Annotated in this window: 11 protein-coding genes and 4 tRNA genes; 1 reads left to right on the forward strand and 14 read right to left on the reverse strand. The window is 39.6% G+C overall.

Annotation, left to right across the window (positions count from 1 at the left end):
- Nucleotides 1-7: 7 nt before the first annotated feature.
- The 14 genes from rpoC to AC0L7T_RS24360 form a co-directional block, all read right to left on the reverse strand.
- A complete protein-coding gene (rpoC, locus tag AC0L7T_RS24295; RefSeq protein WP_473339038.1) occupies nt 8-4,318 on the reverse strand; it encodes a DNA-directed RNA polymerase subunit beta' in 4,311 nt (1,436 codons plus the stop codon).
- A gap of 47 nt (nt 4,319-4,365) precedes the next feature.
- A complete protein-coding gene (gene rpoB / locus AC0L7T_RS24300; RefSeq protein ID WP_473339040.1) occupies nt 4,366-8,241 on the reverse strand; it encodes a DNA-directed RNA polymerase subunit beta in 3,876 nt (1,291 codons plus the stop codon).
- 157 nt (nt 8,242-8,398) lie between these two features.
- The gene (gene rplL, locus AC0L7T_RS24305) at nt 8,399-8,776 is read right to left on the reverse strand and encodes a 50S ribosomal protein L7/L12 (RefSeq protein ID WP_473339041.1); all 378 of its coding nucleotides are present in this window, start codon (nt 8,774-8,776) and stop codon (nt 8,399-8,401) included.
- Between the two features lie 49 nt (nt 8,777-8,825).
- On the reverse strand, nt 8,826-9,368 hold the full coding sequence (gene rplJ, locus AC0L7T_RS24310) for a 50S ribosomal protein L10 (RefSeq protein ID WP_020888656.1): 543 nt from the start codon (nt 9,366-9,368) through the stop codon (nt 8,826-8,828).
- 3 nt (nt 9,369-9,371) lie between these two features.
- A complete protein-coding gene (gene rplA, locus AC0L7T_RS24315) occupies nt 9,372-10,070 on the reverse strand; it encodes a 50S ribosomal protein L1 (RefSeq protein ID WP_020888657.1) in 699 nt (232 codons plus the stop codon).
- A gap of 9 nt (nt 10,071-10,079) precedes the next feature.
- Nucleotides 10,080-10,523 (reverse strand): 50S ribosomal protein L11, encoded by a 444-nt coding sequence (gene rplK / locus AC0L7T_RS24320; protein ID WP_473339044.1) that lies wholly within the window; start codon nt 10,521-10,523, stop codon nt 10,080-10,082.
- Between the two features lie 3 nt (nt 10,524-10,526).
- A complete protein-coding gene (gene nusG, locus AC0L7T_RS24325) occupies nt 10,527-11,084 on the reverse strand; it encodes a transcription termination/antitermination protein NusG (protein WP_473339045.1) in 558 nt (185 codons plus the stop codon).
- 17 nt (nt 11,085-11,101) lie between these two features.
- Nucleotides 11,102-11,290: a preprotein translocase subunit SecE gene (secE, locus tag AC0L7T_RS24330; RefSeq protein WP_073095385.1), complete on the reverse strand. Its 189-nt coding sequence runs from the start codon at nt 11,288-11,290 to the stop codon at nt 11,102-11,104.
- A 126-nt stretch (nt 11,291-11,416) separates the two neighbouring features.
- Nucleotides 11,417-11,487: transfer RNA gene (locus tag AC0L7T_RS24335), tRNA-Trp, on the reverse strand.
- A 114-nt stretch (nt 11,488-11,601) separates the two neighbouring features.
- On the reverse strand, nt 11,602-12,789 hold the full coding sequence (gene tuf / locus AC0L7T_RS24340) for an elongation factor Tu (protein WP_473339047.1): 1,188 nt from the start codon (nt 12,787-12,789) through the stop codon (nt 11,602-11,604).
- Between the two features lie 59 nt (nt 12,790-12,848).
- A tRNA-Thr gene (locus AC0L7T_RS24345) sits at nt 12,849-12,920 on the reverse strand.
- A 33-nt stretch (nt 12,921-12,953) separates the two neighbouring features.
- Nucleotides 12,954-13,026: transfer RNA gene (locus AC0L7T_RS24350), tRNA-Gly, on the reverse strand.
- A 150-nt stretch (nt 13,027-13,176) separates the two neighbouring features.
- A tRNA-Tyr gene (locus tag AC0L7T_RS24355) sits at nt 13,177-13,262 on the reverse strand.
- Nucleotides 13,263-13,422: 160 nt separating this feature from the next.
- A complete protein-coding gene (locus AC0L7T_RS24360; protein WP_473339049.1) occupies nt 13,423-16,032 on the reverse strand; it encodes a M1 family aminopeptidase in 2,610 nt (869 codons plus the stop codon).
- Nucleotides 16,033-16,431: 399 nt separating this feature from the next.
- Between AC0L7T_RS24360 and AC0L7T_RS24365 the strand changes: the two genes are divergently transcribed.
- Entirely contained in the window at nt 16,432-17,979 is a 1,548-nt protein-coding gene (locus AC0L7T_RS24365) for a glycosyltransferase family 39 protein (RefSeq protein WP_473339051.1), read from the forward strand.
- Nucleotides 17,980-18,287: the final 308 nt, after the last annotated feature.

An 18,287-nucleotide genomic window follows, 5' to 3' on the forward strand; every position in this document is an offset into this window, starting at 1 on the left:
TTATTTTTTATTTAATTACCTCACGAACCTTCTTGTAACTCGCCTCTTTCTCAGCAGTCAACAACTCATATTCTTCTTTTGACCCTACGATCAAACCGTTGAATTTTCGTTGTCCTGTTCCAGCCGGAATAAGGTGACCAACAATTACGTTCTCTTTAAGACCTAATAACTCATCTCGCTTGCCTCTGATAGCAGCCTCACTAAGTACTTTAGTGGTCTCCTGGAAGGAAGCAGCAGAAATAAAGCTTTCTGTACCTAATGATGAAGCTGTAATACCCTGTAAAGTAGGCCTAGAAACAGATGTTTGTGCATCTCTAACTTGTACTATTTTAAGGTCCTTACGCTTCAAGCTAGAGTTCTCATCTCTAAGCTTACGTGCAGAGATTATCATACCCGCCTTTAAGGCTGCTGAGTCTCCTGGTTCTACCACAACTTTCTTGTCAAGGATCATGTCATTCTCCTGACGGAAAGCCCATTTGTCTACAATCTGATTTTGAAGAAATCCTGTATCTCCAGCATCAAGAATTTCAACTTTTTGCATCATCTGGCTTACGATAACCTCGATGTGCTTGTCATTGATTTTCACACCTTGTAGACGATAAACTTCCTGAATTTCATTTACCAAGTATTCCTGAACAGCAGTAGGGCCTTTGATAGCCAATATGTCATTCGGAGTAATGGCACCATCAGAAAGTGGCTCGCCAGCTCTTATAAAGTCATTCTCCTGAACCAAAATGTGTTTAGACAAGGATACCATGTATCTTTTCCTAACACCATCTTTGGATTCAATAAAGATCTCTCGGTTACCTCTTTTGATGCCACCGTACAATACGACACCATCAATTTCAGAAACTACAGCAGGATTGGAAGGGTTTCTGGCTTCAAAAAGCTCAGTAACTCTTGGAAGACCACCGGTAATATCTCTTGTTTTTCCAACAGAACGAGGGATTTTCACAAGGATTTGACCAGATTTTACGTCCTCTCCTTTTTCTACTGAAAGGTGAGCTCCTACCGGGATATTGTAAGACTTGGTATCATCTCCATGCTCTACAATTACCGCTGGATTTTTCGTTTTATCTTTGGTATCGATAATTACTTTTTCTCTATAACCAGTTTGATCATCAGCTACCTCTTTATAGGTAACTCCTTCAATGATTGCTTCGAAATCCACTTTACCATCAAACTCGGAGAGGATTACAGCATTGTATGGATCCCAAGTACATAAAGAATCGCCTTTAACGATCTTCTGTCCATCCGCTACATTAAGAATTGAACCGTAAGGCACATGATTAGAAACCAAGGTTTTTCCAGTTTTCAAATCATTAATTTTGATTTCACCAGATCGACCCATCACAATGGAAACATCTTCACCTTCTTTATTGGTGGTTTTGATCCATCGTAGTTCCTCTTCAAATTCTACAATTCCATCAAACTTGGAATTTATGTTTGCCTCTACAGATATATTAGAAGCCGTACCACCAACGTGGAAGGTTCTCAAAGTTAACTGAGTACCTGGCTCTCCAATAGATTGAGCGGCAATAACACCTACTGACTCTCCAACTTGAACAATGCTACCAGTTGTAAGGTTACGTCCGTAACATTTACAGCAAACCCCTCTTCTGGTTTCACAAGTCAATACAGATCGAATTTCAACCTCTTCTACTGCAGATTCGTCTATGATTTTAGCAACCTCATCAGAAATTTCTCCACCAGACTCAAGAATCAATTCATCCGTTAAAGGATCAATCACATCGTGAACTGCAATTCTACCTACAATTCGTTCAGATAATGGTTCAACGATCTCGTCATTGTCTTTCAAGGCCTGAACTACAAGCCCTCTTAAGGTCCCGCAATCTTCTTCAGATACGATCATGTCCTGGGCCACATCCACCAATCTTCTTGTCAAGTATCCAGCATCCGCAGTTTTAAGTGCTGTATCTGCCAGACCTTTTCTTGCACCGTGAGTAGAGATAAAGTACTCCAATACATCCAAACCTTCCTTAAAGTTGGATAGAATAGGGTTTTCAATAATCTCACCCACAGAACCTTGAAGGTTTTTCTGTGGTTTGGCCATAAGACCACGCATTCCACCCAACTGTCTGATCTGCTCACGGGAACCACGGGCTCCAGAGTGCATCATCATGTAGATGGCGTTGAATCCCTGATTATCTTCCTCCATCTGACGCATAAGAATATTGGTCAGGTTGGAGTTGGTTCTGGTCCATATATCAATTACTTGATTGTATCTCTCATTATCAGTGATCAATCCCATCAAGTAGTTGTTCCATACCTGATCAACATCAGTAGTAGCTTTCGCTATCAACGGATCTTTTTCATCAGGAATAATTACATCATCAAGTCCCATTGACAAACCTCCCTGGAAGGCTGTTTGGAATCCTAAGTGCTTGATATCATCAAGGAATTGTGCTGAACGTGCAATGCCACAAATCTTAACCACCTCAGCGATAATCTGCTGTAGTTTTTTCTTGGTCAACAACTCGTTTACAAAACCGACTTCATCAGGCACAAATTGATTGAATATTAATCGACCGGCTACGGTTTCTATTAACTCTACAGCCAGAGATCCATCTTCTTTCCTTACTTTAACTTTACACTTAATATGGGCATGTTTTGAAATGGCACCTTCATTCAGTGCAATCAAAACCTCTTCCAGACCATAAAAAGTCATTCCTTCACCCTCAACTTTTTTCTCTGGGGTAGATTTCATGCCTTTGGTCACATAGTAAAGTCCCAAAACCATATCCTGAGAAGGAACGGTAATCGGTGCACCATTGGCAGGATTAAGAATATTATGGGAAGAAAGCATCAAAGTAGAGGCTTCCAATATCGCTTCATGTCCCAAAGGAACGTGAACAGCCATTTGGTCACCGTCAAAATCCGCATTAAAAGCAGTACATACAAGTGGATGAAGTTGAATTGCTTTTCCTTCGATCAACTTTGGCTGAAATGCCTGAATACCTAACCTGTGCAATGTTGGAGCACGGTTTAGCATTACAGGATGTCCTTTAAGTACATTTTCCAAGATATCCCAAACAACTGGGTCTTTCCTGTCTACAATTTTCTTAGCAGATTTCACTGTTTTTACAATGCCTCTTTCTATCAGTTTCCTGATAATAAAAGGTTTGAAAAGTTCAGCTGCCATATTCTTAGGCAATCCACATTCATGTAGTTTAAGCTCAGGCCCAACTACAATCACAGAACGTCCAGAATAATCAACCCTTTTTCCCAAAAGGTTTTGACGGAATCTACCTTGCTTTCCTTTCAGCATGTCTGACAAGGATTTTAAAGCCCTATTTCCATCAGATCTTACCGCATTGACTTTTCGTGAGTTGTCAAATAAGGAATCAACAGCTTCCTGAAGCATTCTTTTCTCATTTCTAAGAATTACTTCTGGTGCTTTAATATCAATTAATCTTTTCAGACGGTTATTTCTAATAATAACCCTTCTGTATAGATCATTTAAATCTGACGTAGCAAATCTACCACCGTCAAGAGGAACCAAAGGACGAAGCTCTGGTGGAATAACCGGTACCATACGTACGATCATCCATTCAGGTCTGTTTTCTATTCGTGTCCTGGCATCTCTGAAAGCTTCTACAACCTTAAGTCGCTTCAATGCTTCAGCTTTTCTTTGCTGAGAAGTATCGGTAGCAGCTTGGTGTCTAAGGCTATAAGATAGATCATCCAAATCAAGTCTAGCCAATAACATTTCAAGTGCTTCTGCACCCATTTTGGCAATAAACTTATTCGGATCATCATCATCCATCATATGGTTTTCTTTAGGAAGCTTATCCATAATGTCAAGATATTCATCCTCCGTTAGGAAATCCAAGTATTGCAATCCATCATCGGCTTTTATACCAGCGTTGATCACTACATACCTTTCATAATAAACGATTTGATCCAGCTTTTTTGTAGGCAATCCCAACAGGTAACCAATCTTGTTGGGAAGGGATTTGAAGTACCATATATGCGCTACGGGCACAACCAATTCTATATGGCCCATACGCTCTCTCCTTACCTTCTTCTCAGTAACTTCCACACCACAACGGTCGCAGATGATACCTTTATACCTTATGCGCTTGTATTTCCCACAATGACATTCCCAGTCTTTTACCGGCCCGAAGATTCTCTCACAAAACAATCCACCCATTTCAGGCTTGTAAGTTCTGTAATTGATCGTTTCAGGTTGTGTAACCTCACCATGCGAACTGTCCAAGATGGACTCAGGTGAAGCCAAACTAATGGTGACTCTGGAAAAGTCGTTGTTTAGTTTTTTATTTTTTCTGAACGCCATAGTTTTTATGTGTAATTGAAGGCCTTAAAGGCCTAATGGTTTCTAAGTTAGTCAAGCGTAATCTCCAATGCAAGTCCTCTGAGTTCGTGTACAAGTACGTTGAAGGACTCAGGAATGTTAGCTTTTGGTAAATTCTCACCTTTTACGATGGCTTCATAGGCTTTTGCACGGCCTATAACATCATCAGACTTCACAGTCAAGATTTCTCTTAGTACGTGAGAAGCGCCAAATGCCTCAAGTGCCCAAACTTCCATTTCTCCAAAACGCTGTCCACCAAACTGGGCTTTACCACCCAATGGCTGCTGTGTAATTAGAGAATAAGGTCCGATTGATCTTGCGTGCATCTTATCATCTACAAGGTGACCCAGTTTAAGCATATAAGAAATACCTACTGTAACAGGCTGATCAAATTTCTTGCCTGTAAGGCCATCGAATAAATAAGTTCTACCAAATGATGGCAGACCCGCTTTTCCAAGTTCTTCCGCAACTTCATCTGTAGTAGCTCCGTCAAAGATTGGTGTCGCATAGGTTTTACCTAAAATCCTACCTGCCCAAGCAAGAACAGTCTCATAGATCTGACCAATATTCATCCTGGAAGGTACCCCAAGTGGATTCAACACAATATCCATAGGTTGACCGTCGGCAAGGAAAGGCATGTCTTCATCCCTAACAATCCTTGCAACAATACCTTTGTTACCATGTCTACCAGCCATTTTATCTCCTACCTTCAACTTACGTTTCTTGGCAACATATACTTTGGCCATCTGAACAATACCTGCAGGTAACTCATCACCAACTTCCAAAGTAAATTTATTCCTTTTGAAGATACCTGAAATTTCATTTCTGGTATTGGTATAGTTTTTAACCAACTGCTGAACCAAAGAATTGGTATGTTGATCTTCTGTCCAGTCATCCAATAGGATATCTGAGATAAGATTCACCTCTTCGGCAACATGATAGTTGCTTTCGTCTCTATAAGGATTCTTAGCAGGGAAAAGATTGTTTTCAATGTTTTGATAATTGAATTTAACTCCTTTACTAATTATCTCATCTCCAAATTTGTGTTTAACACCTTTTGAGACTTTATCTTCGAGAACTGTAACCAGCTTCTGAATCATCCTGGATCTTACACCAAGTAAATCTCTGCTGTATTGCTGCTTAAGCTTCTCAACGTCTGCCTTGGCTTTTGCCCGAAGATCTTTGTCTTTCTTAGGTCTGGAGAATAATTTAGTATTGATGACAACACCATTCAAGGATGGAGAAGCTTTCAATGAAGCATCTTTTACATCACCCGCTTTGTCTCCGAATATGGCACGAAGTAACTTCTCTTCCGGAGTAGGATCGGTTTCACCTTTAGGTGTAATCTTACCTATTATTATATCTCCTTCTTTTAATTCAGAACCTACTCTAATGATACCATTTTCATCAAGATTCTTCACCGCATCTTCAGACACGTTTGGAATTTCAGAGGTAAGCTCTTCTTCACCACGTTTGGTATCTCTAACTTCGAGTTGGAATTCTTCGATGTGTATGGAAGTAAATACATCCTCCCTTACAACCCTCTCAGAAATCACAATAGCATCTTCGAAGTTATACCCTTGCCATGGCATATAAGCCACAAGAAGGTTTTTACCCAATGCCAACTCCCCTTTATTGGTGGAATATCCTTCTACCAATACTTGACCTTTAACCACCCTTTGTCCTTGTAATACAATAGGGGTTAAGTTAATCGTAGTATCCTGATTAGTTCTTCTGAATTTAATCAGTTTATAACTTTTATACTCGTCACTGAAATTTACCAGCAATTCATCGTCTGATAATTCATATTTGACGGTTATTTTTTCAGCATCTACATAATCAATAACGCCATCAGCTTCTGCTAAAATAAGTGACCTTGAATCTATGGCTGCTTTTCCTTCCAAACCAGTACCTACAATAGGCGCTTCAGCTTTTAACAAAGGAACTGCCTGACGTTGCATGTTAGAACCCATTAGGGCACGGTTTGCATCATCATGTTCCAAGAAAGGAATTAAAGATGCAGCAACAGATACAATTTGATTTGGTGCCACGTCCATGTAGGAAATCTCCTTAGGCTCAAGCACAGGAAAATCACCTTCAAATCTGGCTTTTACTTTATCATTAATAAAGACACCCTTGTCATCAAGTGGTGCATTTGCCTGAGCGATATTGTTATCGTCTTCTTCTTCCGCAGTAAGGAATACAACATCTTCTGGCTTCATACTCACCTTACCTTCGCTTACTTTTCGGTATGGAGTCTCTAAGAATCCCATGCTATTTACTTTAGCATGAACACAAAGAGATGAAATCAATCCAATATTAGGACCTTCAGGAGTTTCAATGGTACATAGACGTCCATAATGCGTATAGTGAACATCTCGTACTTCAAATCCTGCACGTTCTCTGGATAGTCCACCAGGTCCTAGAGCAGAAAGTCTTCTTTTATGGGTCAACTCCGCTAGAGGGTTGGTCTGATCCATAAACTGACTTAGTTGATTTGTTCCGAAGAAGGAATTGATCACAGAAGAAAGCGTTCTTGCATTGATAAGGTCAACGGGCTTAAAATCCTCGTTATCCCTAACATTCATTCTTTCTCTGATGGTTCTAGCCATTCTGGCCAAACCAACTCCAAATTGGCTATACAGTTGTTCTCCAACTGTTCTTACCCTTCTATTGCTCAAGTGATCAATATCATCAACCACAGCTTTAGAGTTGATCAAACCAATAAGGTATTTAACGATAGAGATAATGTCCTGAGTAGTAAGAACAATTTTTTCAGAATCGATGTCCAATCCTAATTTTTTATTGATCCTGTACCTACCTACTTCACCTAAATCGTATCTTTTATCTGAAAAGAATAGTCCATGTATAACTTCTCTTGCTGTCGCTTCATCAGGAGCTTCAGTATTTCTAAGCTGACGGTAAATTACCTCAACAGCTTCTTTTTCAGAGTTAGAGTTATCTTTTTGAAGGGTATTATAAATAATGGAATAATCAGCAATATTGACATCCTCTCTATGAAGGATGATACTTTTTGCACCTGACTCCTGAATTAACTCAATGTCCTCATCAGTTAAGATGCTGTCTCTTTCCAATAAAACTTCATTTCTATCAATAGAAACTACTTCTCCTGTATCTTCATCAACAAAATCTTCCACCCAGGTACGAAGCACCCTTGCAGCAAGTTTTCTACCGATGATCTTTTTTAAATTGGATTTATTGGATTCTACTTCTTCTGAAAGACCGAAAAGATCAAGTATTTGTTTGTCTGATCCATATCCTATAGCCCTCAAAAGGGTAGTAACAGGAAATTTCTTTTTCCTGTCTATATAAGCATACATTACATTATTGATATCAGTTGCAAATTCAATCCAGGAACCTTTAAAAGGGATAATTCTGGCTGAATACAACTTGGTACCATTGGTATGTTTACTTTGAGCAAAGAAAACACCAGGTGAACGGTGTAATTGAGAAACAATTACCCTTTCAGCACCATTGATGACGAAGGATCCTTTTTCCGTCATGTAAGGAAGGTTTCCTAAGAATACTTCCTGTTCGATGGTTTCAAAGTCTTCGTTGTCCTCGTCAGAGCAAAGCAATCTTAATTTTGCTTTAAGCGGGACAGAATAAGTAAGACCACGGTCAATACTTTGTGAAACATTGTATTTTGGAGGATCTACGGTATAGTCGATAAATTCAAGGGTGAAATTTTCCCTAGAGTCACTAATGGGAAAATTTTCTGAAAAAACCTTGAAAAGACCATCCTGCCTTCTTTTCTCTGCAGGAGTATCCAACTGAAAGAAATCTTTGAAAGATTGCAGCTGAATATCTAAGAAATCCGGATAGTCTTTGACTACCTTAATGGATGAGAAACTTTTCCTTCCGGTTTGATTCTGGATAGCCAAGGCAGTATATAGTTTTAGTGAAAATTTTTATATTTATAATACAATACACACTTAAAAAAGTGCAATTGTTTCAATGTCCATAAACAGGAAAAGACCTGACTAAAAAGTCAGGTCTAATGCTGCTTAACCAATCCTAAGAGGAGTTGGCTATTCAATTCTATTTAAGCTCAACTTCAGCTCCAGCTTCTTCAAGTTGTTTCTTAAGGGCTTCAGCTTCTTCTTTGCTTACGCCTTCTTTAACAGCTTTAGGAGCGCTATCAACTACTTCTTTCGCTTCTTTAAGTCCAAGACCTGTCAATTCTTTAACAAGTTTTACGACTGCTAATTTTTGTCCACCTGCAGCTTTCAAGACAACATCAAAAGAAGTTTGCTCTTCTTCAGCAGCACCCTCACCGGCTCCACCAGCAGCTACCACAGTAGCAGCAGCAGCAGCAGGTTCGATACCATATTCATCCTTCAAAATTGCGGCTAACTCATTTACCTCTTTTACAGTTAAGTTAACTAACTGCTCAGCGAATGCTTTAAGATCTGCCATTGTATTAAATATTTAAATTGATTGTTATTTACTAATTTGAATGTTTGTATTATGCTTCTTCTTTCTCGGCCAGTGTTTTCACCAAACCTGCAAGAATATTTTTTCCGCTTTGAAGCGCTGAAACCACATTGGTAGCAGGAGATTGTAGTAGGGAGATTACCTCGCCTATCAATTCCTCTCTTGATTTCAATTTAGAAAGCATTTCGAGATTTTCCTCTCCTAGAAATTGTGCACCTTCGATTGAAGCACCTTTAAACCAGGGCTTTTTATCTTTGGTAGCAACCTTCTTCCTGTAGTCAATAATGACTTTAGCAGGAAGGTTTCCAACTTCGGATGAGAACAAAATACCTGAAAAGCCTTTTAAGGCATTCTCTGCGAATTCAGAATAATCTGTCTCGAGATTTTCTAAGGCTTTTCTAATAAGCGTATTTTTATACACTTTATATTCCAAACCTTTATCGAAGCACATTTTTCTGAAACCATTTACCTGAGCTACACTAAATCCTGATGCATCGGCGATATAGAAATGCGGAGTAGATTTTAGCTTTTCGGTAAGTTCGTCAATTATGCTTTTTTTGTTTTCTCTAGTCATAATTTATAAACCTTGAATACTACTCTTATCAATAACGATACCCGAAGACATAGTGCTGGATAAATGAATACTTTTAAAATAAGTACCTTTAGCAGCGGATGGCTTCAATTTGGAAATGGTAAGAATTAATTCTTCCGCATTTTCCTGGATTTTTTCAGCAGAGAATGAGGCTTTGCCTACACTCGCATGGATAATACCAAACTTATCTACTTTAAAATCAATTTTACCAGCCTTTACTTCATTAACTGCTTTCCCTACATCCAGGGTAACAGTACCAGACTTAGGATTCGGCATTAGTCCACGAGGACCTAACACTCTACCTAGTCTACCTACTTTTGCCATTACATTGGGCGTAGTGATGATGACATCAATGTCAGTCCAACCACCCTCAATTTTTGTAATGAACTCATCCAAACCAACAAAATCAGCTCCTGCTTCTTTGGCTTCTGCTTCCTTATCAGGACTACAAAGAACTAAAACTTTCACTTCTTTACCTATGCCGTGAGGCAAGGCCACTACTCCTCTAACCATTTGGTCAGCTTTTCGTGGATCTACACCTAAACGGATGTCTAGGTCTATAGAAGCGTCAAATTTAGTTGTTGTTATGTCCTTAACAATGCTAGAAGCCTCCGCCAAGGAATATTGTTGGCTAGGGTCGTATTTAGAAAGAGCTTCTTTTTTCTTTTTTGTTAACTTAGCCATAATTACGTATTATTCCTCCCAAGGAGCTTTTCCTGAAACCGTGATTCCCATACTTCTAGCCGTACCAGCTACCATTTTCATAGCAGATGATATTTCAAAAGCATTCAAATCGGGCATTTTCACTTCTGCAATTCCTTTTACTTGATCCCAAGATACTGAGCCAACTTTCTTCCTGTTTGGTTCTGGTGAACCACTTTTTAATTTTGCTGCTTCCAAAAGCATAACTGCTGCTGGAGGCGTCTTAACCACAAAATCAAAAGACTTGTCCGAATAAATCGTAACAAGGACCGGAAGAACTTGGCCCATTTTTTCCTGAGTTCTAGCATTAAATTGCTTACAGAACTCCATTATGTTCAGCCCTTTTGAACCAAGGGCTGGACCAACTGGAGGAGATGGGTTAGCCTGGCCACCCTTTACCTGTAGTTTCAGATAACCAGAGATTTCTTTAGCCATTTCCTAATCTAGTTTTTCTACTTGAATAAAGTTTAATTCTACGGGAGTATTTCGTCCGAAAATCTTAACCATAACGTTAAGTTTTTTCTTGTCATCAAATACTTCCTCAATCATACCCGAGAATCCACTGAAAGGACCGTCCATTACTTTAACAGTCTCTCCTACTATAAATGGTGTATCCAGTTTTTCTGCAAACTCATCAATCTCTTCAACACGTCCGAGGATCCTGTTGATTTCTGCTTGACGTAATGGCTCAGGGGTTTTGGAAGCCCCCCCTTGGTTTGACCCTAAAAAACCGATTACTCCCGGTATACTTGTAATTACGTGATTGGCTTCTCCATGTCCGAGATCCGCATTGACCAAAACATAGCCTGGAAAGAAGTTTCTTTCCCTGACACGCTTTTTCCCATTGCGCATTTCATATACTTTCTCAGAAGGTATCAAGACCTCAGGAATAAAATCTTCAAGCTTTTGTCGGGCAATTTCATTGTCCAAATAAGTCTTTGCTTTTTTCTCCTGACCTGCCACTACCCTGAGCACGTACCAATTGTGATCTGCCATCCCGTTATTTAATATTCTTAGAATAAATCATAAAACCATGTCATGATATTTTCGAAAGTCAAATCGATAAGTCCGATGACCAAAGCGAAAATTAATGAAGCCACCAATACCAAAACAGCACTGTTCTGAAGCGAAGAATATTTAGGCCATGTGACCTTGTTCTTCATTTCGTCAATGGACTCAATTACAAAATTTTTAACATTCATCCTTGTAAAATTTGTTTTTCAAAAGCTCCTTTCACCCTTTAAAGATTAATCAAACTCTTGATTATGTCATGTAAAGGCCTAACTATTAAGTCTTAACCTATTCATGGTTTTATCTTCCTTAGATTGCACGGGCGGAGAGATTCGAACTCCCATCAACGGTTTTGGAGACCGCTATTCTGCCATTGAACTACGCCCGTAGGTCTTACGTACCTCAAATAAGGAACGCAAAAGTAGTGAATCTATCCATAAGAAACAAATGCGATCCCGAAAAATTCGAGATCGCATTCGTAGTATGGTCTATTAATCAACGATTAGTCCAAAATTTCAGTTACCTGACCAGCTCCTACAGTTCTACCACCTTCTCTGATGGCAAACCTTAGTCCTTTTTCCAAAGCGACTGGATTGATCAATTCAACTTTTATAGTGATATTATCACCTGGCATAACCATTTCAACATTCTCAGGAAGAGTGATCTCACCTGTAACGTCAGTAGTTCTTAAGTAAAACTGAGGTCTGTATCTGTTAAAGAATGGAGTGTGTCTACCACCTTCTTCTTTGGAAAGTACATATACCTCTGCGTTAAAAAGAGAGTGAGGTGTTACAGAACCAGGCTTACAGATGATCATTCCTCTTCTGATTTGGCTCTTTTCAATTCCTCTAAGCAACAAACCTACGTTGTCACCAGCTTCTCCTCTATCTAGGATCTTACGGAACATCTCTACACCTGTTACGGTAGATTTAAGTCCTTCAGCTCCCATACCAATGATATCAACTCCTTCACCTGAATTGACAACTCCTCTTTCAATTCTACCTGTTGCTACAGTACCTCTACCTGTGATAGAGAATACATCTTCAACTGGCATCAAGAAATCCTTGTCAATAGCTCTTTCTGGAAGCGGAATGTGCTCATCCACAGCTTTCATCAATTCCATTACAGTATCTTCCCATTTGGCTTCACCGTTAAGTGCACCAAGAGCAGAACCTGCAATTACAGGAATGTTATCTCCATCAAACTCATAGAAAGAAAGAAGTTCTCTTACTTCCATTTCTACTAATTCAAGTAATTCGGGGTCATCCACCAAATCTACTTTGTTCATGAATACCACCAAAGCTGGTACACCTACCTGACGGGCAAGAAGGATGTGCTCTCTAGTTTGAGGCATTGGACCATCAGTGGCTGCAACTACAAGAATTGCACCGTCCATCTGGGCAGCACCAGTTACCATGTTTTTAACGTAGTCAGCGTGACCTGGACAATCAACGTGGGCATAATGTCTAGCCTCCGTTTGATATTCTACGTGTGAGGTATTAATTGTGATACCTCTTTCCTTTTCTTCCGGCGCGTTATCGATGGAAGCAAAGTCTCTTAATTCAGAAAGACCCTTTCTGGCCAACACAGTAGTAATGGCAGCAGTCAAAGTAGTCTTACCATGATCGACGTGACCAATCGTACCTATGTTTACGTGTGGTTTGGAACGGTCAAAGGTTGCTTTTGCCATGCGTGAAAATCCTCTGTTTAGTTAAAGATTAAATTTCGTTAAAATTGTTAAATGTTCAGAGCCAACGACGGGATTTGAACCCGTGACCTCTTCCTTACCAAGGAAGCACTCTACCCCTGAGCTACGTCGGCTTTTTACATCCAGTTATGCTTTAAAAAGCATAGAGCGGGAGACGAGGCTCGAACCCGCGACCTACAGCTTGGAAGGCTGTCGCTCTACCAACTGAGCTACTCCCGCTTATTAAATTGCTTGCCAATTTTTCAATTGGTTCACAAATTCTTTATTTAAAATTTAGAATCCAAAAATTTCCAGCTTTATAACATAAAATTGTTTATCGCTAGAATATTTCGTTCCCTTCTCTTGCTAATTTCCAAAGAAACAAGAAAATGGTGGGGGAAACAGGATTCGAACCTGTGAAGACATAAGTCAACGGATTTACAGTCCGTCCCAGTTGGCCGCTTTGGTATTCCCCCAAAAACTTAATAAAATGTTACTCCTGAAAACCTCTTTTGGATTTCTTTGTTGTCGTAACGGATGGCAAAATTATACCCTTTTGGCAAACATTCAAAATAATATAAAAAAAAAACTCAGCTTTTTTCTAAAAAGAAAAGTATCTCACTAATCATCAGCATTTTAATTATCTTCTAAATATGGCGAAAGATAATATTCTTGGTACTCCCGAATCATTTCATCCTTTTCTTCTCCTTGTATCGACCTTACAAGCTCCAAAACTCCTGGCGCATCGATAAATCCGAAAAGAGATTGAAAAGCTGCCAACCTTACATAATTTAATTGATGAACTTTAGCTAGCTGCGCTAGTGAAGAAATTGCTTCCTCCGTCGGGACTCCTTCTACACTTGCGAAAAAATCGCCGTAATACCCTAAAAAATAATACAGCGATTCTCCATCTAAGAGATCCAGTTTTTCCTGCATCCATCCTGCTTCGGCTGCAATTTTCTGAATGGTTAAATAATCTGCCAATGGTGCGAGAATCCGAATATTCTCTTCCTGCTTTAAGCGGTTAAACAACTCTTCCTTTCGCATAGCATTGCCTTCCACATCCAAATAGGCTGTCAAGGCAGCTCCTGATACCTGATAGGAGGGCGCATTGATCAACCTGTAAAACAATTGTTCATATTTCCCATTATCAATTCCAGCCAATGCTTCGATGGCTGCTGCTCTCACTGCGTTGTTTGGATCCCCTTCCGCCAGCTGAAGGATTTTATTCTCCAGCTGACTAATGGCCTCTGCTGGTGCATCCAGGCGATTCAAACGATGTAGCGCCAATTCCCTTACCACATGAAAAGAATCCTCCAATGCAACCCGCATTGTGGGCAGAAAGTCTAATGCTTCGCTATTATTGCTGGTCAGGCTATCCAGGGCTTCCACTCTTGCTAATCCCGATTCTGCCCAAAAGAACTGTTTTTTCAAAAGCTTTCCTCCCCTGGTGTTCTCTCTTGAACTTAATATCTCACTATACTCGTCAAAAAGAGCCAGCACTGTGCCTGAGCCATTCTCCAATGCAAATTGCTGAGTGGCCTGGTCCATGATATAAGATAGCTCTATACGCTCCCCATCTTTGTAAACGCTTACCTTAAATGGAATTTTAAAAATTGGAAACCTGTCCACATCCTGTTGCTGCTCAAGTGTCAAGCGTATATTGTCTGGCTGTGTATAATCCCAACTGACTTTTAATTCTGGATGCCCTGAGGAAAGAAACCATTGGTTGAAAAACCAGTTCAAGTCTTTTCCTGACACCTCTTCAAAAGCCAGCCTAAGTTGGTGCACTTCCACACTACTCAAGGCATTTTCTCTTAAGTAAATCCTAAGCCCTTCAAAAAATACTTCGTCACCCAAGTACTTCCTTAGCATGTGTAATACCCTACCGCCTTTGGCATAGGTATGGCTATCAAACATGTCTTCACTGTTTTCATAATAAAAACGGACCAGATCCAGCTGTTTTTCTTCCGCTTCACTCAGGTATTGTTCTATGGCATTAAAATGATGCATATCTGCCTCATCCCGGCCTTCCTTGTGCTCAAGCCACAAGTATTCAGAATAATCCGCAAAGCCTTCGTTTAAGGCTAAATTCGTCCAGGATTCTGTGGTAACATAATTGCCAAACCACTGATGAAACAGCTCGTGGGCAATGATATAATCCCATTCACTGTCTAGGGCTTCTCTTTCATTCAAGTTAAGGGCCTCCATAAAAATGGATAAAGTGGTGTTTTCCATGGCTCCGGAGACGAAATCCCTTACGACCACCTGATCATATTTTTGCCATGGGAATGGCATGTCCAGGAGGGATGAGAAAAAACGTATCATTTCAGGTGTATTTCCAAACACCATTTTTGCTCCTTCCTTGTATTTTGGTTCTACAAAATAGCGCAAAGCCAAACCTTCAATATTTTCTTCAATTGTAGCGAATTCTCCTACCACCACCGCTGACAGGTATGGGGCATGTGGTAAATTCATTTGCCAATGATCCGTCCTCGTACCGCCGAGGTTCTTCGTACTTCCCACTAGCGCTCCATTGCTAAGACTGATGTATTGATCCGGTACGGTAAGGTAAAAATCATGGGTTTGCCGTTCGTTGGGACTATCAATGGTTGGAAACCACTTTGAACTATGAACTGTTTCTCCCTGCGTCCATATTTGCACAGGTTTATCCTCTTCTGCTCCGTCGGGGTTAATAAAGTACAATCCTTTGGTATCCGTAATGGCTGCACTGCCCGCTTTACCCCCCTTCTCGGGAAAGGCGGTATAGGCTATAGCAATTTGCATGGTGTCGTATTTATCCGCCTTCTCGGGTAAAAACAATGTCAACTTTTCCTGATCATACTTGAAAGTTAGGGGGTAATCTTCTCCATCCGTAATGAGCCTGGTACTGTGCACATCAAAATCCTTGGCATCCAAAACCAAAACATCCTGAGGATAAATAAAGGGCTTTATGGTCAATATGGCCTCTCCCTTAACCGTTTGGGCTGCATAATCAAAATTAATATCAAGTGCAGTGTGCAACAAATCCCAATCCCTGGTTTTGCTGGCGCGGTATTCTCTAATCTTTGCCTCTTTTTCGCTAACAAGCATTTTATGCGCTGAACTGACTGTTGCTCTAGAAGTATCCACTGTTGCATTTTGAGGAATGTCTACCGTTTCGTTTCTAGTTGATAACGTTTTACATGAAATAAAGCAGAGCGATAGGGCCAGAAAACAACCTGTAGTTCTTAAGATGATTGGCATGTATGTTTTGATATTTGATGTTAAAAAAGAGGATCAACCAATTCCCTGCGACTTATTGCTAAATCCAAGGAAATTTGTACTTATTGGCAGCTTGTCAAATTTAAAGAAACGATCGAAATTAAACCAAACATTTCGTTTTATAATCTTTTCTTTCTTTCAAATGCCTTTCGCTAACGTCAAAACCTCGAAAGTAGTATTTGAGGAAAAATCTCAATAAAGGCAATAGCCTTTCTTTTCACCAATGAAAGCATTTTAAATCAGCCTGATTTTATAATGATCGCCCCTCTTATGTAGAAAAAATCCAGACAGGCTACTACCAATGATAGGCAAAATTACGGTTTGAAGCAGGACAAATCCAACATCTCGCCAATTATAAAATTTTTCTATTAATTTTATAAAATGCATCCCTCCTCCAAAAATACAAAACAATGGGTATTAGGTGGTTTCATACTGTTGAAATTTTTTATGCAGTATGCGCTTTTAAGCCCTACCTACGAATTGCACAGGGACGAATTCCTCTACCTGGATCAGGGACATCATTTGGCATGGGGCTTCATTTCCGTTCCGCCACTTACTTCATGGTTTTCTGCGATCATCTATTTCCTTGGCAATGCTGCATTTTGGGTGAAATTCATGCCTGCAATGTTTGGCGCATTGACAATCCTGGTTGTTTGGAAAACAGTTGAAGAACTCAAGGGAGATTTATTTGCATTGGTACTGGGTGCCACCTGCGTTTTATTTTCCAGCCTTTTAAACGTCAACATCTTATTTCAACCCAATTCTTTTGACATCTTGTCTTGGACTGCACTTTACTTTTTTCTCATTAAATATTTCAATACTGAAAAATCAAAGTTCCTTTTTTGGGCAGCACTTATTTTCGCTTTAGGCTTTTTGAATAAGTACAATATTCTTTTTCTAATCATCGGGATTTTCCCAGCCATCCTGCTGACCTCCCAGCGGAAAATGTTTTTGAAAAAAGAGTTTTATGTCGCTATTGCTCTGGGATTGCTTCTAATCAGCCCCAACCTTGTATGGCAATATGAAAATGATTTCCCTGTGGTTTGGCACATGACAGCATTAGCCGAAAAGCATCTTGTCCATGTAGAAAGGTTAGGGTTTTTAAAAGCTCAAATTCGGTTTTTCGCAGGTTCTTTAATCGTTATCTTTTCTGGCCTATATGCACTCTATTTTCATCCTCCTTACCTAAAGTACAGGGCCTTTTTTTGGTCCTTCTTTTTCACACTTATCATTTTTGTTTCTCTTAAGGCAAAAGATTATTACGCAATAGGTCTTTACCCCATTTATATCTCCTTCGGGTCGGTTTATCTTTCCAGAATTATAAAAAATGGCTGGAAATATTATCTCAGGCCAATATTTATTATCATCCCGTTGCTGGTTTTTATTCCTTTTTATAAAATTTCATTCCCAAACCGAGACCCTGACTATATCCTGAATCATACCAGCAATTATAAAAATTCTGGTATGCTGCGATGGGAAGATGGCAAAGACCATGCACTACCACAAGACTTTGCTGACATGCTAGGATGGAAAGAACTGGCGCGTAAAGTGGATGCCATTTATAGCGTTTTGGAGCTAAGAGATCCCAACCAAACCCTTGTACTATGTGACAACTATGGTCAGGCAGGTGCTATTAATTATTATAGCAAAACACCCATAAAAGCCGTTTCTTTTCATGCAGATTATATCAATTGGTTTGTTTTTGACCACCAATACAAGCACCTGATAAGGGTTTTAAATTTTGATGAGAACAGTGAAGAGCTGGAAGAAACCGGAGCCTATTTTTTGAAGGGAGAATTGTCAGATTCCATCACAAATCCCAATGCAAGAGAATTCAAAACAATGATTTTCACATTTGAAGACGCAAAAATTAATGTTAACGAACGGATAAAACTTGAAATTGAAACGGTCAAAAACAATCCAAAATAAGCCGGCAGGAGGACATCATTTGCCACTTCATACATAAACCATTATTGCATTTATAGAATACAATGCGGTAAATATCCAAGAATTCAGACTTCCTCAGAGGCAATATAAATACTTATATTCACCTTAATTTGAAGGATCTGGTTTTTTGGAATAATTCTAAACAAAGAGCAACTATTGCAACAGTCGGTAACAAGACCAGCATTCAATTGGGGTTATAAATTCTTTTAATCCACATTCTCAAAAATTTGCCCGTTATAAAACCAATTTACTTAAACGGGAAAACTTTTGACAAAAACACAAAAATCGCA

It is taken from the genome of Cyclobacterium sp. 10D3-21 (assembly GCF_055809755.1).